General features: G+C 49.2%; 22 protein-coding genes. 3 read left to right on the top strand and 19 right to left on the bottom strand.

Going from position 1 to position 21,432, the window contains the following annotated elements:
* Position 1: 1 nt before the first annotated feature.
* The 9 genes from mraZ to tyrS all read right to left on the bottom strand — a co-directional run bounded on the left by mraZ (position 2) and on the right by tyrS (position 9,299).
* Positions 2–430: a division/cell wall cluster transcriptional repressor MraZ gene (mraZ, locus tag QN379_RS02245; RefSeq protein WP_322240388.1), complete on the bottom strand. Its 429-nt coding sequence runs from the start codon at positions 428–430 to the stop codon at positions 2–4.
* Positions 431–1,037: 607 nt separating this feature from the next.
* Positions 1,038–1,580, bottom strand: a complete 543-nt coding sequence (gene ruvC / locus QN379_RS02250) for a crossover junction endodeoxyribonuclease RuvC (protein WP_322235320.1) — start codon at positions 1,578–1,580, stop codon at positions 1,038–1,040.
* Between the two features lie 241 nt (positions 1,581–1,821).
* Positions 1,822–3,387 carry a bifunctional phosphoribosylaminoimidazolecarboxamide formyltransferase/IMP cyclohydrolase gene (purH, locus tag QN379_RS02255; protein WP_322235317.1) on the bottom strand — a complete coding sequence of 522 codons (1,566 nt, stop codon included), beginning with the start codon at positions 3,385–3,387 and terminating at the stop codon, positions 1,822–1,824.
* A 195-nt stretch (positions 3,388–3,582) separates the two neighbouring features.
* The gene (locus QN379_RS02260) at positions 3,583–3,816 is read right to left on the bottom strand and encodes a Fis family transcriptional regulator (protein ID WP_205322319.1); all 234 of its coding nucleotides are present in this window, start codon (positions 3,814–3,816) and stop codon (positions 3,583–3,585) included.
* Between the two features lie 222 nt (positions 3,817–4,038).
* Entirely contained in the window at positions 4,039–5,052 is a 1,014-nt protein-coding gene (gene dusB / locus QN379_RS02265) for a tRNA dihydrouridine synthase DusB (protein WP_322235313.1), read from the bottom strand.
* Positions 5,053–5,197: 145 nt separating this feature from the next.
* Positions 5,198–6,520: a GGDEF domain-containing protein gene (locus tag QN379_RS02270; protein ID WP_323505862.1), complete on the bottom strand. Its 1,323-nt coding sequence runs from the start codon at positions 6,518–6,520 to the stop codon at positions 5,198–5,200.
* A 189-nt stretch (positions 6,521–6,709) separates the two neighbouring features.
* Positions 6,710–7,369, bottom strand: a complete 660-nt coding sequence (locus tag QN379_RS02275; RefSeq protein ID WP_323505863.1) for a histidine phosphatase family protein — start codon at positions 7,367–7,369, stop codon at positions 6,710–6,712.
* Between the two features lie 123 nt (positions 7,370–7,492).
* Positions 7,493–7,954 (bottom strand): D-aminoacyl-tRNA deacylase, encoded by a 462-nt coding sequence (dtd, locus tag QN379_RS02280; RefSeq protein WP_322235306.1) that lies wholly within the window; start codon positions 7,952–7,954, stop codon positions 7,493–7,495.
* Between the two features lie 73 nt (positions 7,955–8,027).
* Entirely contained in the window at positions 8,028–9,299 is a 1,272-nt protein-coding gene (tyrS, locus tag QN379_RS02285; RefSeq protein ID WP_322235304.1) for a tyrosine--tRNA ligase, read from the bottom strand.
* Between the two features lie 352 nt (positions 9,300–9,651).
* Here tyrS and QN379_RS02290 point away from each other — a divergent pair, with 352 nt between their 5' ends.
* Positions 9,652–11,010: a M23 family metallopeptidase gene (locus QN379_RS02290; RefSeq protein WP_322235301.1), complete on the top strand. Its 1,359-nt coding sequence runs from the start codon at positions 9,652–9,654 to the stop codon at positions 11,008–11,010.
* A 94-nt stretch (positions 11,011–11,104) separates the two neighbouring features.
* Complete coding sequence (locus QN379_RS02295) at positions 11,105–12,268, top strand: anhydro-N-acetylmuramic acid kinase (RefSeq protein WP_323505864.1); 1,164 nt, start codon at positions 11,105–11,107, stop codon at positions 12,266–12,268.
* Between the two features lie 168 nt (positions 12,269–12,436).
* Here the strand turns inward: QN379_RS02295 and erpA are convergent, their stop codons facing one another.
* The 6 genes from erpA to rplM form a co-directional block, all read right to left on the bottom strand.
* Positions 12,437–12,796 (bottom strand): iron-sulfur cluster insertion protein ErpA, encoded by a 360-nt coding sequence (gene erpA / locus QN379_RS02300; protein ID WP_322235297.1) that lies wholly within the window; start codon positions 12,794–12,796, stop codon positions 12,437–12,439.
* Between the two features lie 145 nt (positions 12,797–12,941).
* Positions 12,942–13,391 carry a polymer-forming cytoskeletal protein gene (locus QN379_RS02305; RefSeq protein WP_323505865.1) on the bottom strand — a complete coding sequence of 150 codons (450 nt, stop codon included), beginning with the start codon at positions 13,389–13,391 and terminating at the stop codon, positions 12,942–12,944.
* Between the two features lie 93 nt (positions 13,392–13,484).
* Entirely contained in the window at positions 13,485–14,180 is a 696-nt protein-coding gene (locus QN379_RS02310; RefSeq protein ID WP_323505866.1) for a DUF6776 family protein, read from the bottom strand.
* A 91-nt stretch (positions 14,181–14,271) separates the two neighbouring features.
* On the bottom strand, positions 14,272–15,309 hold the full coding sequence (gene argC / locus QN379_RS02315; protein ID WP_323505867.1) for an N-acetyl-gamma-glutamyl-phosphate reductase: 1,038 nt from the start codon (positions 15,307–15,309) through the stop codon (positions 14,272–14,274).
* Positions 15,310–15,762: 453 nt separating this feature from the next.
* Positions 15,763–16,155 carry a 30S ribosomal protein S9 gene (rpsI, locus tag QN379_RS02320; protein ID WP_108442889.1) on the bottom strand — a complete coding sequence of 131 codons (393 nt, stop codon included), beginning with the start codon at positions 16,153–16,155 and terminating at the stop codon, positions 15,763–15,765.
* A 9-nt stretch (positions 16,156–16,164) separates the two neighbouring features.
* Positions 16,165–16,593 carry a 50S ribosomal protein L13 gene (gene rplM, locus QN379_RS02325; RefSeq protein WP_108442890.1) on the bottom strand — a complete coding sequence of 143 codons (429 nt, stop codon included), beginning with the start codon at positions 16,591–16,593 and terminating at the stop codon, positions 16,165–16,167.
* Positions 16,594–17,256: 663 nt separating this feature from the next.
* Here rplM and QN379_RS02330 point away from each other — a divergent pair.
* The gene (locus QN379_RS02330; protein ID WP_323505868.1) at positions 17,257–17,703 is read left to right on the top strand and encodes an OsmC family protein; all 447 of its coding nucleotides are present in this window, start codon (positions 17,257–17,259) and stop codon (positions 17,701–17,703) included.
* A gap of 147 nt (positions 17,704–17,850) precedes the next feature.
* Here QN379_RS02330 and coq7 read toward each other — a convergent pair whose 3' ends face one another.
* From coq7 to ntrB, 4 genes are all read right to left on the bottom strand, one after another.
* Entirely contained in the window at positions 17,851–18,477 is a 627-nt protein-coding gene (coq7, locus tag QN379_RS02335; protein ID WP_322235282.1) for a 2-polyprenyl-3-methyl-6-methoxy-1,4-benzoquinone monooxygenase, read from the bottom strand.
* A gap of 59 nt (positions 18,478–18,536) precedes the next feature.
* Positions 18,537–19,376: a DUF3025 domain-containing protein gene (locus QN379_RS02340; protein WP_322235279.1), complete on the bottom strand. Its 840-nt coding sequence runs from the start codon at positions 19,374–19,376 to the stop codon at positions 18,537–18,539.
* Positions 19,377–19,472: 96 nt separating this feature from the next.
* Positions 19,473–20,285, bottom strand: a complete 813-nt coding sequence (locus QN379_RS02345) for an ABC transporter ATP-binding protein (protein WP_322235276.1) — start codon at positions 20,283–20,285, stop codon at positions 19,473–19,475.
* 163 nt (positions 20,286–20,448) lie between these two features.
* Positions 20,449–21,243, bottom strand: coding sequence for a nitrate ABC transporter permease (ntrB, locus tag QN379_RS02350; protein ID WP_322240385.1), 795 nt, complete (start codon positions 21,241–21,243; stop codon positions 20,449–20,451).
* Positions 21,244–21,432 lie beyond the last annotated feature (189 nt).

Raw genomic sequence — 21,432 nt, forward strand, 5'->3', positions numbered from 1 at the left:
GTCAGAATGAAAAGTTACTTAAAACATCGGGCATGCCAGCCGCAACTGCTTGCGACTCGCTTTCAGCCAGTTTGGCTGCATCCCAAATCTCGAAATGGCTTCCCATACCTAACAACATTACTTCTCGCGATAGACCAACTGCGACGCGTAATTCCGGAGCGATCAAAATGCGCCCGGCAGAATCGAGTTCAACATCAGAAGCATTTCCAAGAAAAATACGTTGCCAGGCACGCGCCGACATTGGCCACGCCGCTATTTTCTCGCGGTGGGTCTCCCATGTCGGACGTGGAAATAGAAGCAGGCAGCCGTGCGGGTGTTTGGTGACGGTCAGGCGACCCTCGCATTGAACGGTCAGCGCGTCACGATGCTTTGACGGTACTGACATCCGTCCTTTCGCATCGAGATTTAATGCTGACGCACCCTGAAACACCGCAGACTCCTTGTTGAATACTGTGAACAGCGCAAAAAATGTTTTTATGAGCAACAAAAACGCCCCACAAAAACACACTTTTTCACACTGCCACCCACTTTAGAGTATGCCTTATAAGAGGTCAAGCCATTTAGTCCATGTAAATTGCAAATTTTTGTGTAAAGTCAATGACTTAGCGTAACTTTGCCGACAAAACCTCGAAACCACAAAAAACCAAATACCTCTATTAATGAAGGACTTACCGAATACTATAAAAGTTTCTTATGAGATAAACACATGTGTTTAGTGGTGTCTTATGCGCTCTTAAATTGTGCATTTTTTGACTAATGCAATTCGGATTTTGACCACAACTGGACACAAACTCGAAAAGAAGAGTTCATCGCAGGTGCACCGAGTCAATAAGCAATTCAAATTGGGAGGGTAAAAAGGACAGAGGAAGAAGTCAGATTTTGGGATAGCGAAAAAAATAGAAAAAGCATGAAGAAAAACACATTAAGGTAAACTGAAGCCAAGATTAAAACGATATTGCAAAAATAAGATTATCACCAATTCGGCAAAAAAATGACGGTCGTATCGCTTTCCAGTGCCCTGAGTACACCGAAGGTATTTACCCGATCAAACGACCACCCTTTACACGTAATCCTTTTTTCGCCAACGAGGGTGCAAGCGCCGCCAGTGCTGCAAGTGCATCCCCCGAGTGCGCATGACAAATCGCTACGGCCAGGGCGTCGGCAGCATCAGTCCCCGGCAAACCCGGCAGAGACAGTAAACGTTGGACCATATCCTGGACTTGTTGCTTTTGTGCTTTACCGTGCCCCGCTACCGCTTGCTTGATTTGCAAAGCGGTATATTCGGCGACAGGTAAATCAGCACTAACCAGCGCGCAAATTGCAGCACCACGGGCCTGACCCAGTAGCAGCGTGGATTGTGGATTTACATTAACAAAAACGATCTCTATTGCCGAGCAGTCCGGCGAATAAGTCTTTACCACTTCGGAGACACTGGCCAAAATAACTTTCAGACGCTCCGGCAAACTGGCGTCCGGTGTCTTGATCGTGCCGGATGCCACGTAGGCAAGTTTGTGTCCTTGCTTGTCAATAACGCCAAAGCCAGTGGTACGCAAACCGGGATCAATACCGAGGATTCTCATAGTTAACGGACTACCTCAGCAAAGCTTCTATCTGTGTAAATCATACGGATCGATAAATCGTCGTGCGAAAACTCAAGCCAGGCCTTCGTGCCCGCTGAATACGCTCATTGATTACAACCAACCAGACCGGATAAAACGACCGGTCAAGATGGCTGCGAAGTTTATAACAACTACCTTGTTGCTATCTCGGATTAACTTAGTCGATTAACTTAGTCGGTTACAGCAACTTGTTAGCGGCAACTTAATGACGGAAATGGCGAATGCCAGTCAATAGCATGACGACGCCATGTTCATCGGCAGCATCAATCACTTCCTGGTCGCGCATCGAACCACCTGGCTGAATCACACAGGTGGCGCCAGCGTTAACAACAACATCGAGGCCATCACGGAACGGGAAGAACGCGTCTGAAGCAACCGCCGAGCCGACCAGCGACAACCCGCCGTTTTGGGCTTTGATCGATGCGATGCGTGCAGAATCGACCCGACTCATTTGACCAGCGCCAACACCCAGCGTCATGCCATTTCCACAAAAAACAATGGCGTTCGATTTAACGAACTTGGCAACGCGCCAGGCAAACATCAGGTCTTGCAACTGTTGAGGAGTCGGTTGTTTTTTGCTGGCTACCTTGATTTCTGCCAAGGTAACATTTTTTGCATCTGGTGCTTGCACCAGCAAGCCGCCACCGACACGCTTAATGTCATGGATATTACGTGCGTTACCGAGTGGAATTTCCAAAACGCGAACATTTTGTTTGGCAGCGAAAATTTGCTTGGCTTGATCCGTAAACGATGGCGCAATGACGACTTCAACAAATTGTTTGGCGACTGCTTCAGCCGCATTACCGTCGACCTGTTGATTAAACGCAATAATGCCGCCGAAAGCCGAGGTCGGATCGGTTTGCAATGCTTTACTGTAAGCCTCTAACGTGGACGTGCCAACCGCCACACCGCATGGATTCGCATGTTTTACGATGACACAAGCCGTTTCGTCGAAACTCTTTACACATTCCCACGCAGCATCGGCATCGGCGATGTTGTTGAAGGATAGTTCTTTTCCCTGCAATTGACGATAATTCGCCAGCGCGCCTTCAATCGGTTGAATGTCGCGATAAAACGCCGCTGATTGGTGTGGATTTTCACCATAACGCATTTCTTGTACTTTTTCGAAATGCAAATTGAGCGTGGTTGGATATGCGCTACGCGTCACGTGCTGCTTATCTTCACCAAGAGAAGTGAAGTAGTTGGTGATTGCGCCATCGTATTGGGCAGTGTGTGCGAAAACCTTCTTCGCCAACGTAAATTTGGTCTCATAAGTCGCCTCGCCCTCATTCGCCTTCAACTCGGTCAAGACCCTGGCGTAGTCGGTTGGATCGCACAGCACGATCACATCTTTATGATTTTTAGCGGACGAACGCAACATGGCGGGGCCGCCGATGTCGATGTTCTCAATCGCATCTTCCAATGTGCATTGGTCTTTTGCAATAGTTTGCTGAAAAGGATAGAGATTGACCACCACCATATCGATGAGCGGTATCTGATGCTCAGCCAATGCGCTGACATGCGCCGGGAAATCACGCCGGGCTAAAATGCCACCATGCACCTTAGGATGCAAGGTCTTCACGCGTCCGTCCAGCATTTCTGGAAAGCCGGTGTGATCTGCCACTTCGGTCACCTTGATACCGTTTTCAGCCAAAAGCTTGGCAGTGCCGCCGGTCGACAGAATATTTACACCCAATGCAATCAGCTCGCGGGAAAATTCGATAATGCCAGTCTTGTCGGAGACAGATATGAGGGCTTGCTTAATCATGGTGGGAACTCGGGAAATAATACGTTGCTAACAATAATGAACAAACAAAGCAGCATGTGTCGGCGTGATACCAGTGCGGGGCGATTTGCTAGTCACCAGCCATGCAGGGATGGCTGCTTGTACGCGGATATAAACGTTCGCGGCCCTGCGGCATCTGCCACACCTTTTTGTTTTGCTCGTTTCGAGATGAAAAAATTACAATAAACCGTGCTGCTGTAGTTTCTTACGCAATGTATTGCGATTAATTCCCAGCATCTCAGCCGCGTGCGACTGGTTTCCCTCGGCGCGCGCAATGACGGCTTCCAGCACCGGTTTTTCGACGGTGGAAATCACCATGTCATATACATTGGTCGGCGGTTGCTCGCCCAAATCCTTAAAATACTTCTCAAGGCTTTTCTTGACAACGTCCTGAATACTTTCTTTGCTCATTCTTCGCTTTGCTGTTTTAATTCTTAGAGGTTATTAACTTGACTAAAACACATAGCCAGCACGATCCGATCTTGGCTTCAATCTCGGTTTCGGCTTGCTTTAATCGATATTTTTGTCGTATTTTTGTGGTGTTTTTATCTTATCCAGGCCGCATTTTTCACAATACTGACGATGTTCGCATAGTCTTTTACTCAATGGTCACGCTGATCCAAGCACTTTTTTTCAAGCAGCCATCTGCGCTACTACACCGTATTGTAACCGCTCGCCATGCGCAAACTGCATTTCAAAAAAGCTATTTACCGCAGCAAGCTGTTGCTCGCAATCTTCCAGCAAATTCATACGCTGACGAAACTCTTCGCCACCCGCCAGATCACGAACGTACCAACCGATGTGTTTGCGCGCAGTCCGGACACCTAAATACGTGCCATAAAAACTATAATGCGCCCGTAAATGTTCGGCCATTAACTGCTGGACCTCGCTAACCAACGGCGCTGGCAAATACGTTCCCGTCCGCAAATAATGGTCAATCTCCCGAAATATCCATGGTCGCCCTTGCGCGGCGCGACCAATCATAATGGCATCAGCCTTGGTCATTTCCAATACCTGACGTGCCTTCTCAGGGGTCGTAATGTCACCATTTGCGACCACTGGAATCGACACCGCAGCCTTCACAGCCGCGATAGTGACGTACTCGGCATCGCCGCGATACGCATCGGCCCGGGTTCTTCCATGCAACGTTAACATGGCGATTCCACTCTCTTCAGCCAGGCGCGCGATATTCAGGGCGTTCTTATTAAGACGATCCCAGCCGGTGCGAAACTTTAATGTCACGGGCACATCAACCGCTGCCACTACCGCCTCCAAAATACGCACCACCAATTTTTCATCTTGCAATAAAGCCGACCCACACCAGCTGTTGCACACTTTTTTGACCGGGCAGCCCATATTGATATCAATCACCTGAGCGCCGTGATCAACGTTGTATTTGGCGCACTCCGCCATCATGACCGGGTCAGCACCGGCAATCTGAACTGCCCGAGGTGCCATCTCACCATCGTGATTGATGCGGCGTGAGGTTTTTTCAGTCTTCCATAGGCGCGGATTAGATGCTGCCATCTCGGAAACTGCATAGCCCGCCCCTAACTCTTTGCAAAGTTGTCGAAAAGGGCGATCTGTAACACCCGCCATCGGTGCTACAAAGATATTATTACGGAGCAGGTACGGGCCAATATTCACGGCAATGTAGGTCGCGCAAGATGAGCGTTAAACGTAGAAAGACCATATTTTATCGCGAATGAGAATAATCGCGCTAAATTGTGATGGTCGTCCTCCCTGCAAACCTGATTATTTCAATTATTGTGGTAATTCATTCCATCAGGCATCATTCTGACGGACCAGACTCAGAAGACGTATTGAGTACAGACGCAGCAGTGCGCCATCGCACGACATCTTTATATGCTGGACTGTCATAAGCCACAGTTGGTGTCGCCGAATTGCGCATATTTTGGCTCGCATGCTGCAACAACTCATCTAATCCAGTACCGTCAATCCCGTAAGTCGCCGCGCCGACCGAAAACCCCATGCGAATCGACCAATTATCTGCGACGACTGGCGACTCCTTGAAATAGGTAATAAACGCCATCATCAAATCTTCCGCCAACGCAGCATCTGCGCCGGGCAATACGTACAAAAATTCGGTACTACCCCATCGGCCTCCCTGATCTTTCTCCCGCATCTGGGACAGCGTCGCCTTGGCAAAAGAAGCCAGCATATTGTCGGCGGCGACCCATCCGTACAAAGCACTAAGCTTGTTAAAATCATGTAAACAGCAGTATATGATTGATAAAGCTTGGGTCGAATTGACCTTGGCGCTGAGGGCGGCATTGCGCTCAAACGCACGCGCGATTCTTTGCCGGTTCAATAATCCGGTCAAGCGATCCAGACGCGCATGTTGAGTAAGCAGAAAGGTGAGATGAGATTGCTTCCAGATCACTTCACAAATATGTGCAAGGCCCTGAAATGAAGCCATTCCAATATCATTAAAATAGCAAGAATCATCGGCATAAAACACAATCATGCCACGCATTTTGGACTTTTCTGCGCGCAAAGGAATCGCTAAAGCATTAGTCACCGAACAGTACTGTTGATTGTGCTGCCAAGGCGAAAATAATGCGTGAAATTCAGACTCTTGCGCGGCGTGCCAATCAACAACCTGGGTGTAAGGGGCAATAAAATCGAAACTATCTTTGGGCAAAGCCCATGTAGAAGATTCGGCCATAGACGGCCCCGTGAACGCGACCGGCACAATCATCGCCGCGGCATCGTCGGGACAAAACCCAATCCACACCAGACGCAATTTTTTTGTTGCCGATAAAATCACTTCACAAACGCGCTGCAAACTTTTGCGATCCCCGCTTCCTTGAGCGGACTCGCGCAATAATTGATGCAGCACGCCATTTAATTTTTGACGCTCGGTATGGAGACGCTCTGTAGAGAGACGCTCTGTAGAGAGACGCTCTGTAGAGAGACGCTCTGTAGAGAGACGCTCTGCATTACGGCGCTCTGTATCAAGTAAGGCAACATTTGACGGCTGTAACAGGCTGTCATCCGCCGCCACGAGCGGTGCGCCGGGCGGACTAAGTCCAGATGCGCGGAGCACAGCAGCTGCGCGTTGCGCACAGGAGGAAAACAAACTGAATTTCATGCTAGCCCCGAATGTTTTATGGTGATCCCACTCGAGAAGATTAGCACAAACAATTGGTCTAATTGGCGGATATTACCGTGCGTACTAACCAACTTACGCATTGAGATGCTTGTCAGGAACAACCGAAAGAACGTCACATTTACATTTCATCATGCGGAACAACGAACCGATTGTTTGGCGATCAATGACTTAACGATCTATCTCATCCAGAGCAATGTTATTCAAATACCTTAAATGGCTGACATCGCCCCAGTCGACCAGTTTTAGTTGCGCGCCGGTCCATACAAGGCGATTGATACTGGCATTCAAAATATCGAACTTTCGCATCTCTCTCATCGTCCTATTCTCAATATGGCGATAAATACAATCGAGAAATCCTCCGTGGCTGACCATAGCAATCCTACGGTGGCTGGTGTTGCCAAGTATCCGTTGCATTGCACCCATTGCGCGCTCCGAAAACTCGTTTAGCGTCTCAGCCACATTGACACCGGGCGGATAACGCACATCCAATTCCCGTGTATTCAATGCATTAAAAGCCTCCGGGTAGCGCTCTGCAATTTCAGGACGTCGCAATCCCTCCATCACGCCATAACAACGTTCCCTTAGGTCAGCATGAACGTCCAGCGTCAATCCATGCTGTGCTGCCAACGGTTGAGCAGTGTCGCGAGCGCGCTGCAAGTCACTCGAAAAAACAGCATCCAACGTCAACTCAGCCAAACAAGCGCTAAGTGCTTGCGCTTGGCGCTGACCTTCCGCATTAAGCGCAATATCGAGGTGCCCTTGTAGCCGCTTGTCTTTATTCCAGTCTGTTTCGCCGTGGCGAATCAATAAAATTTCTGTGGTCTGCATGCGCGCCTGTTGGAATCCGTACTACGTGGAATAGTGCTTCTGAATATCATGCAAAAAAAACCTGAAACACGCTCTCCAATTTATTACCTTTTGCTCACAACACGTTCGATCAGTCGCAGAAAATCAAGCAACCGTCACCGTCGGCGGCTTAATTTGCAGCCAAAACGTCACAGGGCCATCATTCGTCAGCGTCACTTTCATATCAGCACCGAATAAACCTGTCGCAACGTCCGCATGCCTGGTCGCGGCTTGGGTCACGAAATAACTGAACAAGCGCCGACCGTCATCCGGCGTTGCGGCGGGTGTAAAGGATGGGCGCGTTCCCGAGTTAGTATCCGCAGCCAAGGTGAATTGCGGCACTAACAACAATCCACCGGCAACGTCAATGACGCTGCGATTCATCTTGCCAGCAGCATCGGAAAATACGCGATAACCGAGTATTTTTGTCAGTAACGCATCGGCCTGTTTTTCCGTATCGCCTCGCTCAGCGCACACCAGCACCATGAGTCCGACATCAATCCTTCCGATAGTCACTGAATCGACCACCACGCTGGCATCACTTACGCGCTGAATGAGTCCGATCAAATTAAGCCGCCTTGCATTAAAAATTAATCAGGTTGTAAAACGCTCGCTTTACAACGCTATGTAAGGATCGGACTTAGCGCAAAGTGACACGTGCAAATTTACGCTTTCCCACCTGAACTACGAGTGTACCGGCATCAACTTTCAATGCTTTATCACTAATCACCACGCCATCAATCCGCACCCCGCCTTGCTCCACCATGCGTAAAGCTTCAGAACTGGATGGACACAAATTGGCTTGCTTGAGTAACTGGCCAATACCCATCGGTGCGCCACTAATGCTGACTTCCGGGATATCGTCTGGAATTCCCCCTTTGGCCCGATTGTTGAAATCGGCAAGCGCGTCTTCTGCCGCTTGCTGGCTGTGAAAACGGGCTACGATTTCCTGGGCCAGTGCGACCTTGATATCACGCGGATTCTGACCGCCAGCAACTTGCGCCTTATATCCCGCGATATCGGCCAGCGATTTAAACGACAGCAACTCATAATAACGCCACATCATGACATCCGAAATACTCATGATTTTTGCGAACATGGTGTTGCCGGGTTCTGTAATACCGATGTAATTTCCCTTGGATTTCGACATTTTTTCGATGCCATCCAAGCCTTCCAACAGCGGCATGGTGAGAATACATTGCGGCTCTTGTCCATAATCTTTTTGCAGTTCGCGCCCGACCAGCAGATTGAATTTTTGGTCAGTGCCACCTAATTCGAGATCGGATTCCAACGCAACAGAGTCGTAACCTTGCATCAAAGGGTAAAGCAGCTCGTGCACAGAAATCGGCGTACCAGCCTTATAGCGTTTGGTAAAGTCTTCTCGCTCCAGAATCCGGGCGACTGTGTATTTGGCCGATAACTGAATCATGCCGCGCGCGCCCAACTTATCGGACCACTCCGAGTTGTAGCGAATTTCGGTGCGCTCTCCGTCCAGCACCAGGCTGGCCTGGGCAAAATAACTCTTGGCGTTTTCTTCGATCTGTTCACGTGTCAATGGCGGACGCGTGATGTTGCGCCCTGATGGGTCACCGATCATCGAGGTAAAATCACCAATCAGGAAGATGACCTGATGACCCAGATCCTGCAACTGACGCATCTTGTTGAGAACGACGGTGTGACCAAGATGTAAATCCGGCGCGGTGGGATCGAGTCCGAGTTTAATCCGAAGAGGCTTACCCGTTTGCTCCGAGCGCTGCAATTTGCGTGCAAAATCCGCTTCAATCAGCAGCTCCTCCGTACCGCGTTTGGCGATAGCCAATGCTTCCTGTACCTTATCGGAAAGGATCAGTGTTTTGTTTTCGGGTGCTGCGTTCGCAGACAACGCAGGCGTGGTATTTGGGGATAAAGACATAGTTTATTTCTTGTGTGTAGCCTAGTAAGTTCTAAAATTTAGTGCATTAAGCTGGACGGCAAAGTTCAGCGACGAAACTCAATTACAAAGCGTAATAACAAAGCTCAAACAAAGCGAATACGAAGTTGACGCTCACAACGGCGCTCACGTCGGATAAAAGGTCCATGTAATACCTGAAAGAACTCGAAAAGTTAATTATTTGACATTTTTATTACTAGCAAATTGTGATCTGATATAATCCTCGATTCCCTAAAACCCCTGCCATAGTGTCTGTCAACACAAGAACATTAACGAGAATCGGTACAAACGGCAAATTTTAACGTATAGCTCCATGTCCTTTAAAGATAAATTCATGAACATTCGTCCCAGCTTAAAGCTGTTGACCGGTTCATCACGTAAAACCCGCATTGTTTCGGCTTCCGCCTTGTTTCTCGTCGTCTGCGCCTTCGGCGCTGCTGGAGTATCACCGATCACGCCAGAGAGTTCTGATATTCACGTCAGAGCCATCGCAGAAGAACTCAAGCTGCCAAGTCTACAGCAGCAAGTCACTGCGCTAGAATCCCAGGATCACCTCTACGTCGCCGAAGATAAAATGCGTGCGGGCGATACATTAGCCGCACTGATGACCCGACTTGGCATTAACGACGCCGCCGCTGCAAATTTTATTAAATCCGATGCTATCGCTCGCAACATGTTACGCCTCAAGCCGGGCAGCATGGTACAGGCTCAAACCGATACTGAAGGCGATTTACAGTGGATGCGCGCTACCCGTACAGACGGAGATGCGCCTAAAAATCTGATAGTAACGCGCAACGGTGACAAATTTAGTGCCACAGAAGAAACCTCCAACTTAGAAAAACGCATTGAAATGCATTCTGGCGTCATCCGCTCATCACTATTTGCAGCGACCGATGATGCAGAAATTCCCGATACGGTTTCGGCCCAGATCATCGATATGTTCGGCACCAACATTAATTTTTCGTCCGACCTGAAGCGTGGTGATCGGTTTAACGTTGCCTACGAGACTTTTTGGCAAAACGGTCAGTTTGTGCGTGCTGGCCGCATACTCGCAGGCGAATTCGTCAACGGCGGGAAAACTTTTCAGGCAGTCTGGTTTGACGATGCCAAGAGCACGCAAGGCGGTGGCTATTATGGCTTTGACGGCTCGTCACTGAAGCAAGCATTTTTAAAATCTCCATTGGCGTTCACTCGTATTTCTTCAGGATTTTCCATGCGTACGCACCCGATTTTGGGTGGCTGGAAAATGCATAGCGGCGTCGATTTTGCGGCCCCAACCGGAACGCCTATCCATGCAGCAAGTGATGGCGTAGTTGATTTCGTCGGTGTGCAAAATGGCTACGGTAATGTGGTAATCCTTAAACATGCTGGCAATATTTCCACCGTTTATGCGCACATGAGCCGCTTCGCAACAGGTTTCCGCCGTGGCAGCAAAATCAGTCAAGGCGACGTCGTCGGCTTTGTTGGTATGACTGGATGGGCTACCGGACCACATTTGCATTACGAATACCGTGTCGCCGATAAACCACTCGATCCGATGACCGTCGTTGCGCCAACGATGCAAGCGCTCGCTGGTCCGAAGCTTCAACGTTTTCGCGCTGTAGCAAACGATATGTCACATCGCTTCGACCTGCTACAGCCAGATACGAAGACCGCACTCAATAAAATTGCCCCAATAGCGGCTAAATCCTGACGGTTGCAATAGTTTATTAAGCCTTCCGGCAACTCAAAAAGCCCGTTGATGGATCAGTCCTTGTAAAATCAGGTGATCCAACAACGGGTTTTTTATGACTACGCACAACGCGAATACCACTTTATTCATTGGTCTGATGTCGGGCACTAGCCTGGATGGCATCGACGGTGTCATGGCGTCATTCCCGAACGATGTCGTCAACCAACATCGGGCAACAACGCTGGCGTCAGCCTATGTGCCTTTTTCTGCGGCGTTACGCAGGGAGTTAATGACGTTGCAACAAGCTGGCGACAATGAAATTGAGCGTGAATCGCTGGTCGCCAATACGTTAGCAACACACTGCGCGGCCTGCGTGGAGCGCCTATTGATCGATGCTGGTCTGCGCGCCGATCAAGTGCGTGCTATTGGTGTGCACGGTCAAACTATCCGCCATCGACCAGAGTTGGGCTTTACCCGCCAAACCAACAATCCCTCACTATTGGCCGAACTTACCGGAATCGACGTGATTGCTGATTTTCGTAGCCGCGATATTGCCGCTGGCGGTCAAGGCGCGCCTTTGGTGCCAGCCTTCCACCAAGCCGTGTTTGCCAATCCTGCGGAAACCCGCGTGGTTGTCAACATTGGTGGCGTGGCGAATATCAGCATCCTGCGCCAACAAACCAAGGAGGGAGGAAACGCTCTCGATATCGGCTTTGACACCGGCCCTGGCAACGTATTAATGGATCTATGGGTAAAGCTGAACCAAGGCAAGGATTACGATGAAAATGGCGCGTGGGCGGCTGGCGGCACTGTGATCCCGTTACTCTTAAAAGCCTGTCTTGACGAGCCTTACTTTGCTCTGCCGCCACCGAAAAGTACCGGCCGCGACCTGTTTCATGAAGCTTGGTTAGCAGCAAAACTATCGCTATTCCCACAGTTTTCACCTGCGGATGTACAGGCTACGCTGGCCGCTCTAACCGCCTCAACTATCGCCGACGCAATTGCATTACACGCCCCCGACGTCAGGTTGGTCGTCGTTTGCGGAGGCGGTGCCTATAACCCTTATCTCATGCAGATGTTAGGCCGCGCACTGGGAAAACGTGGTTTAGTGGTCCAGGTAGAATCGACGGAAGCGCTCGGTATTGCACCGAATCACGTGGAAGCGTTAGCGTTCGCTTGGTTAGCCCAACGTTTTGATCTGCGACTACCTGGAAATCTCCCCGCTGTGACTGGTGCGGTCGGACCACGTATTTTGGGAGCACTGTATCCAGCGGGATAACGTACTCCAAACACCAACTGTAGAGTGACTGGGGCACATACAAAAAGACACTTAAGTTAATAACTTAAGTGTCTTTTGATTTCTTGACGACCAAAATGATTGCAAATTGCGCGATCAATCAGCCAGACATTTTCATGTAGCCGTTTTCCACACAATTCAACACTAAAACTAAGCTGAAAAGGACGATCCGCAACCGCAAGTAGTGGTCGCATTTGGATTTTTGATGACGAATTGCGCGCCTTCAAGATCGTCTTTGTAGTCAATTTCAGCACCAACCAAATATTGATAACTCATGGAGTCAATCAATAACTGGACGCCGTTCTTGCTCATGGTAGTGTCATCTTCATTGACGATTTCATCAAATGTGAAACCATATTGGAAGCCGGAGCAACCACCACCTTGCACAAAAACGCGCAATTTTAAATCTGGATTGCCCTCTTCCTCGATTAGTTGCGCCACTTTCGAGGCCGCACTATCAGAAAAAAGAATCGGGGATACAACGTCTTGGATTTCAGCGACAGCATTCATTTCTAGCTCCTGCGGGAACATACAATACGTCATTATAGACTTTTAGCAGCAATCATGCAGATTGTCGCATCGCCACCACTAAAGCCCGTTATTTACACTACTCTTTACGCATACCCGAATCTACTTATACGCTAAGTCACATTTTTTATGCGGCCTCTGTGCCATTCGGTAACTCGGGTATCGATAACGTTTGCGCAATCTGAGGCACTACGCGCGTTTCCAGCAACTTTAACGCTGGTTCAGTCACTTGATCATGCGTCAACTTTCCACTCACCAGTGCGCCGCTGTGCATTTCAAGCACTTTGTAACTTACATCTCCAGTTATGCGGGCTTTTGGCTGTAATTCAAGCAGCTCAGAAGAGTAAACGTTTCCAACTATCTCACCGTTGACCACCAGATGCGCAACCCGTATCTCGCCTTCTACTTTAGCCTTCTCTGAAATCACCAGCATCGAGCTTAAACCCTCTTCGGCCAGAATATTTCCTTTAATGTGCCCATCAATGCGCAGACCACCCTTGAAGTGCACATCGCCATGAATACTTGTCATTGCACCAATCAAACTATCGATTGTGCTTTTTGCTTTACGGTTAAACATGTGATTCCTCTGATGCCAACGGGTAGTAGTATATTTCCCAGAGCTACTATACTGCGCCATATTAACGGAGCGAACAATAGAAACAAGACCACGCTAAATATCTGCGGTTTGCTGAGCAAGAACCCTACCTCTTTGGCGTACTTTTGCTTGCAACGTTTTAACCACCGCGCCATCCGGGAGCGTTAATACACCGTCAACACGCTGATAATATTTGAAGTCGAGCTGAAAGCCCGCTTTCTCCACTGTATTCGTATTTTGCTCCGGAAAGGACAACACGACGCTCTTGCCGCGCACTGTTAAAGTCACAATTATCTGAACGTCGCCAATAAAATCCCGCCCTACTTTGCCACCTTGCATAATCAAAGCGCGGTAACGCAACTGTGTCGGCGACATTAACTGAAGACTCAAGCGCTGGATCGCAATACCATCTCCGCCAGTGGCTGTGGGTAGCAAGCCCTCGAAAAATGCCAAATCCTCTTTCAGTTTGGCATTATTCGCTTCCAGCGTTGCGATCTGCTTACTTAGCTGGACTTGCGTTGCCTGCGCAATATTCGACTGGCTCTCCGATGCATTTACAACGCTGGAAAAACGATCTCGCTCTGCGCTCAGCTCGACAACCTGTGATTTTAGTTCGGACACGGTACGCGTACTCTCGGCAGCGCTCATATGAGCGCCAGCAGATTTTCGACCGGATTCATAGACCCAAAACGTTAGCGCGACCGCTACTCCAATCATCACCACTAAAGAAACAATTTTCAACGGCCATGGAAAATGACTTTTGACACTCATTTTGGGCGCTGAAATCGACATCCGTCGTCGCCATAACGTCTTCTTCATCGCACCAAGACGAAAGATTTCCCGCGCTGATAATCCCCCGCCGTCATGGCATGACAGGAACGTGCATCAAACCGGTCGTCTCTTCCAGACCGAACATCAAATTCATACATTGAACGGCCTGACCAGATGACCCCTTCACCAGATTATCCTGAACCACAAGCACCACGACGGTATCGCCATCATTCGGACGATGCAATGCAATACGCAACATATTCGATCCGCGTGTGGAGCGCGTCTCGGGATGCGCACCAAAAGGCATCACATCAACGAAAGGCTCATCTTTGTAAGTATCTTCAAACAGCGCTTGCAACGCAACGTTATCGATTTTTTGATTCAGACGTGTGTATATCGTGGAGTGCATGCCACGAATCATAGGCACCAGATGCGGTGTGAACAGCAAGCCAACTTTATCTTTCGTTAGCTTGGACAACTGTTCCAGCGTCTCGGGTAAATGTCGATGACCCGATACACCGTAAGCTTTGAAATTGTCACTCGCCTCGGAGAATAACATTGTCACCTCCGCTTTACGACCAGCTCCCGAAACGCCTGATTTACAATCGGCAATGAGATTTGAAGCATCAATTACTCCGGCTTTTAGCAGCGGCGCGAGTCCCAACTGCATAGTCGTTGGATAGCAACCGGGATTGCCGACAATACGCGCCTCTTTAATCGCTGCACGATTCAACTCCGGCAAGCCGTAAACTGCTTCTCTCAGCAAATCAGGGCAGTTGTGCGATAGTTTGTACCATTTTTCAAATACTGCCGTGTCCTGCAACCGGAAATCTGCAGCCAGATCGATGACTTTAACGCCTGCTGCCAGCAACGCCGGCGCTTGCGCCATCGCGACGCCGTGCGGGGTTGCAAAGAATACGACATCGCATGCTTCCAGGTGGGCATTTTCAGGGCTTGAAAAGGACAACGCAATGCGGCCGCGCAAAGACGGATACATGTCAGCAATCGGCGTTCCATCCTCTTTTCGTGAGGTGACCGCCATAAGTTGCACTTGAGGATGGGTTGCTAACAAACGCAGCAACTCGACACCGGTATATCCAGTGCCACCAACAATTCCAACCTTAATCATTTTTTTGTCCTTGCATGAAAACAATACGGCAACATGAGTGCCAACCCGTTATAACATTTGATTGCACATTAATTCCAAATTATCACCCTCTATCTACGCGAGTAGCGCCGAAAGATTGGAATAACGCTGCATTTTAGCAGCCTCGTAGAAACAACTTTCCATAGACCGACATTTACCCTGTGAAATTAGGCAAAATATTAAGCGACAACTTCAAATTGCGCCCGTCGGAGAATTATCTGGCAACTTAATTGGTATATTAACCAGTACTTAGTTGAGATACTAATACGGCCATACCAAGGCCTTTTTTTTGCACTGGATAACCATCTCACGCACACGTTTGCTGCTTTTTTCCGACTGCAAAATATTATGTTGCTTCTACAATCCGATCCACACAAGTAAAAAAAAACCGCCGGGCGTAAGCCAGGCGGTTTTTCTTGATTCCAGAAGCAAATATTAACGCTTCGAGAATTGTTTTGCCCGACGTGCTTTGCGCAGACCGACTTTTTTACGCTCAACTTCACGTGCATCACGTGTTACGAAGCCAGCTTTTGACAGTTCTGGTTTCAAAGTTGCGTCGTAGTCGATCAATGCACGAGTGATGCCGTGGCGCACCGCGCCAGCTTGACCAGACTCGCCGCCACCGCTGACATTGACTTTGATGTCGAAAGTTTCGACATTGTTAGTCAGGACCAATGGTTGACGAATAACCATCAAACCGGTTTCGCGCGAAAAATACTCATTCGCTGGCTTGCCGTTGACGATGATTTGACCTGAGCCGGACTTGATGAAGACGCGCGCAACTGCACTCTTGCGACGGCCGGTTCCGTAATTATAGTTACCGATCATGTCGATTCCTTAGAGTTCAAGTACTAGTGGTTGCTGCGCAGCGTGCGGATGGGAACCATCTGCGTACACTTTCAGCTTCTTGATCATGGCGTAGCCAAGCGGGCCTTTAGGCAACATGCCCTTGACCGCTTTTTCTAGCGCACGACCTGGAAAACGCTGTTGCATTTTCTGGAAATTGGTTTCGTAGATACCGCCTGGGTAACCGGAGTGACGGAAATACGTCTTGTCGGTTGCTTTTGCGCCAGTTACACGCAATTTGCCAGCGTTGATAACGACGATGAAATCGCCAGTGTCGACGTGCGGAGTAAATTCAGGTTTGTGTTTGCCGCGCAATCGGAGTGCCACTTCGCTGGCAACACGTCCGAGGACTTTGTCCGTCGCGTCAACCACGTACCAATTACGCTGGACTTCATGTCCTTTAGCGGAAAAAGTTTTCATGTTGACTTCCTAACTAGTTTAATTTGCTCAAATGGTGGTTCCGGCACTATCAACCGCACCGCAATATTGGTGCTGTTGTGTTGCTTTTAACGCCAGACTCTGCCTTGTAATCTTTTCCTGAGCAAACGGAAAAGTCGTAAATTATAACGTTTTCAAGGACTTGGCGTCAAATTCATTGATGTAACTACCGAGTTTTCCCAAGCAGCGCACGAAACTGTTGTAATTTTGGCCGCTGCAAGCGGCTTGTAGGGAGGCGAAGTACATTTATACAGCTAGCAAAAAAAAACCCGAAACAGCTTTTTCGGGTTTGAATCCACACTACGAGGAGAGTGGAGGAGACATTGTTGGTCGCCAGCTTCGAAAGCAACAACCAATCAATCCATACTAGCAGACGAAATTGTGCAGCGCAAGAACAAAACTACAAATTAAATTTGTACTCAAATTTGCAAGTTTTATCTATAGATAACCCATCCGCATAGTTCATATTGCTCATTTTTTGACTAACCATATACGTTTCTCTAAAGATAAAATGATGCGACGCAACATTTTATCTTTTTTGCTTGTTTTATTACCGCGCAGGCCAGATCAATGCGCTCATCGTCAAACCACAAACAACAAGAGCAGTTAAACTAGCGCCATCTTTTACATATTCAGCGAGAACATATGGAATGCACAGTACGCTGGACAGGCTTGTCCGGCATGACGTTTTTGGCTGAGACAGGCTCAGGTCACGCAGTAACGATGGACGGCGCACCCGATGGCGGCGGTCGTAACCTGGCACCGCGCCCGATGGAACTAGTATTGGCCGGGACTGGCGGCTGCACCGCCTACGATGTCGTACTCATCCTGCGGAAAAGCGGGCAAGATATTCGCGGTTGCGAGGTCAAGATGACGTCCGAAAGGGCCGAAAAAGACCCTAAAGTATTTACCAAGATTAATTTCCATTTCACCGTACGTGGCCGTAACCTGAAACCAAACGTCGTGGAACGTGCTATTAAGTTGTCGCATGAAAAATATTGCTCAGCATCGATCATGCTGGAAAAGATGGCGGAAATGACACACTCTTATGAGATCGTCGACGATTTGGCAGAGCTTCCGCCAACCAGTTAAGCGAGAAATCGGGCGGGAAGACCAGCAAGGTTCAACTCAACTAATGAATGGCAAAGTAAGGCAAAAGGTGCGGCGTTCCGGTAAAAGTGTCGTCATACCTCACTCTCCCGCCGAACTGAACAAGTCCGTCTACCCACAACATCTGCGCTAAATATAATAAGCAATGCTCGTCATGACCTTCGACATGACCTGCATTGCCTTTTTCGCAGGCAACGGAAGATCCGTCCCTCCCAAGGCTTTAGCAGCGGCTCCATGCGACATTTCGTCCTCCCGCATTTTGATCACGATTGCACGCGATTTTGCATCTTGTTCTGGCAATTCAGTCAGATGACTGGTCAGATGTGCCTCAACCTGGCGCTCTGTTTCAGCAACAAACCCAAGACTGCGTGCATCTCCCAATCGCGCAGCGACGGTTCCCAGAGCGTATGCGCCGACATACCAGAGCGGGTTCAGCAAACTGATATGCGAACCTAGTTCACGCAAACGCTCTGCTGTCCAGGCCAAATGATCTTCTTCTTCGCGCCCAGCTTCTGCAAATTGTTGTTTGACGGTTTGCGCTTGTGCAAATCGACCTTGTGCGTCATACAGCGCTTGCGCGCAGACTTCACCGACATGATTAACGCGCATCAAACCGGCGCTGTGACGCTGCTGATCGGCGTCCAATACAACGTCAACTACTTGCGATGCGGGGTTAGGACGCGATGCTGATGCAATGCCACCCATCACCCGCAAGGCACGATCGAAATCAACAATCACTTTGTCTAAGAATTGCATAATTATTGCGCACTCATCGAATGTAATGACCTGATTTTATCAGGCGGCGCAGTGATTTCCTACAACACCTGCCTGCGTTTTGGTCGAAACACGGCGACATCATCATAAAACGCTTGATCCTGATTGGCGCACCAGTCCGGTACTCCAAGCACCGGCAATGGCGTGAGTTGGCCAATGGTCATCCCGTGCGCCACTAAATGTGCTGCGATACGTTGATCAATCCAGCTTCTTCTCGCGTTAATGTCTTGCGAAAAAAAACTATCGGGCGCGACCAATATGAACGTGTGCGCAGTAATGGCTTTATAGGGATTGACCAGTTTTTCCACTAACGCATGCCCGAACAGCCACACCTGCGCATCGGCGGCACTAAAGGTCGGGCGTTGTGAAACGAAAGCCTCGGACCAATGGTGCTCTCTCAGCGCCGCAACCAATATGCCACCGACGGGACCTTCGCGCACCACCAGAAAGGCAGCATTCTCATCAAAAATAGTCGCCGCGTCGCGCGCTGCGCCACGTAGTTTACCGCTGCCCGATAACGTACCAGCCTTGGACAATTCAGTTGCTTGCAGCGCATTCAGACGCGCTTTGCTCAGCGGGAACGATAGCCATATCAATGCATTAAAAAAATCATGCAAATTTTCACGCGTCGGTACGCTGCCTGTCTCGCCAATGAAGGCTTCATAGGCAGTGGCAGAAGGTAAAGCCGCTTGCGGCACAAAAACAATCGGGAAGCCGCGATGATTGCGTACATCGCGCTCGCCCGCAATGGTGTTAATCGCCAAACGCCAGTCGTGGATGCCGATTAGCGCACCGCACGCACGCAGTGGTGCGAGCCAAGGCTGTCGCCAGTCGATGACATCAAGGAAGTGTTCTGCTGAGGATAAGGGCGTGGTGGGCATTTTGCCCACATTTTACAGGGCGCTGCGCCACGCATTCAACTGTTTACATATCAACCGTTTATGAATGGCGTCGCCGATCGCTGTTTTTGTCGTTGATCAGGCTGCCTGTTCCGTGGAGCGGACTTGCTTGCGATATAAGAACTCCAACACAGTGGTTCTGTATTCTGCATATAACGCATCCTGAGCGAGTATCACTCTGTCACGCGGGCGCGGCAAGCGTACATCGACAATTTCACCGATGGTTGCTGCAGGTCCATTGGTCATCATGACGATCCGATCAGAAAGCAATACAGCCTCATCAACGTCATGCGTCACCATCACCACCGTCGACTCAGTTTTCGCAACGATTTTCAGCAACTCATCTTGGAGGTGGGCGCGCGTCAATGCATCCAAGGCACCGAACGGCTCATCCATCAGCAACACTTTGGGTTCCATTGCCAAGGCCCGAGCGATGCCGACTCGCTGCTTCATACCACCCGAAATTTCATTCGGACGTTTTTGCGCCGACGTCGCCAAACCGACTAGCGCCAATGCTGCGTTAGTGCGATCTTTCAGTCTGGCCTTATTTTCAGTTGCAGAAAATACCCGCTCAACGCCGAGAAATACATTTTCGTAACAACTCAGCCATGGCAACAAAGAATGATTTTGAAACACGACAGCGCGCTCAGGCGATGGTCCGGCAATTTCACGATTTGCACATAATAAAACACCAGTGCTCGGCTGCAACAGGCCAGCAATGAGATTAAGCAAAGTTGACTTGCCACATCCTGAGTGGCCAATCAGTGTGACGAACTCACCTTTTTGCACTGTCAGATTAATTTCACGTAACGCGTGGAAGTCACCTTTGCGCGTGTGAAACACCATTTCGGCCTGATGAATATTAATAAATTTTTCGTCACGGAGTGCCATTTTTTTCCCCTTGTTTCGATGTTTTGTGTCGATGCTTTGCAGTTATCTATATGCAGTATTTAAACCACATAGTTATTACTGTCTATTGATAACCCGGAGCAGAACTCGAAGGATCGGCTACCGCTGCAATTCATCAGCCAATCCTTCGAGTCTATACATCCAATCAGGTACTGACTTCCTCGTAAGTAAACGCCTTCGCCAGCGCCACCAGAAGCTGTTCCAACAGGAGCCCAACCACGCCGATCACGACAATCGCAATGATGATATGAGGAACGTTTAAATTATTCCATTCATCCCACACCCAGAATCCGATACCGACTCCACCAGTCAACATTTCGGCGGCGACAATCACTAACCACGCCGTCCCTATCGCTAGCCGCACACCCGTCAGCATGTACGGCAAAACCGAGGGGAAAAGTATCTTGGTGACGATCTTCCATTCGGATAAATTTAGTACGCGCGCGACGTTCATATAATCCTGCGGCACACGTTGAACGCCCACTGCGGTGTTGATCACCATCGGCCAGATTGAGCAAATGAAAATCGACCAGATGGCGGCCGGATTGGCTGACTTGAAAACCAGTAAACCAATCGGTAACCAGGCCAAAGGAGAAACCGGTTTCAGCAAGCTGATAATCGGTCCGAACATACTGGACATAAACTTAAAACGCCCAATGATGAAACCCAGTGGAATCCCGACCAAAGCGGCCAGACCGAATCCAATTCCCACGCGCTGTAAAGACGCCAGAATATTCCAGCCGATCCCCTGATCATTGGGACTCGTGCGATAAAACGGATCAGAAAATAATTTTATCGCCTCCTTCAACGTCACCATCGGCGTAGGAAACTGGCTATTATTGATCGCGATCAATTGCCATACCAGAATCATAAATGCCAGGCCAAATAACGGTGCAAGGACCGCCGTTAGACCCGGACTCATGGTAGAGCGGCGGCGCATCGTTCTGGCCGATAACTTCATGATCTCAGGTTCGGTTTCTGCCATCGTTGCTGCTGGATGCGCCGCATCCAGCATCGTAGAGTTGCCCACTTCCACTTTTTCAACTGCCGAGGCGTTGCCATTGACACACGTGGCGGAATTTGCGATTGTGTTCATTGTCACTCCTGAATTAATCGATGCTCTGGATCC

Origin of the sequence: Glaciimonas sp. Gout2 (genome assembly GCF_035018905.1) — a bacterium.
In the GTDB taxonomy this organism is placed as follows: domain Bacteria; phylum Pseudomonadota; class Gammaproteobacteria; order Burkholderiales; family Burkholderiaceae_D; genus Glaciimonas.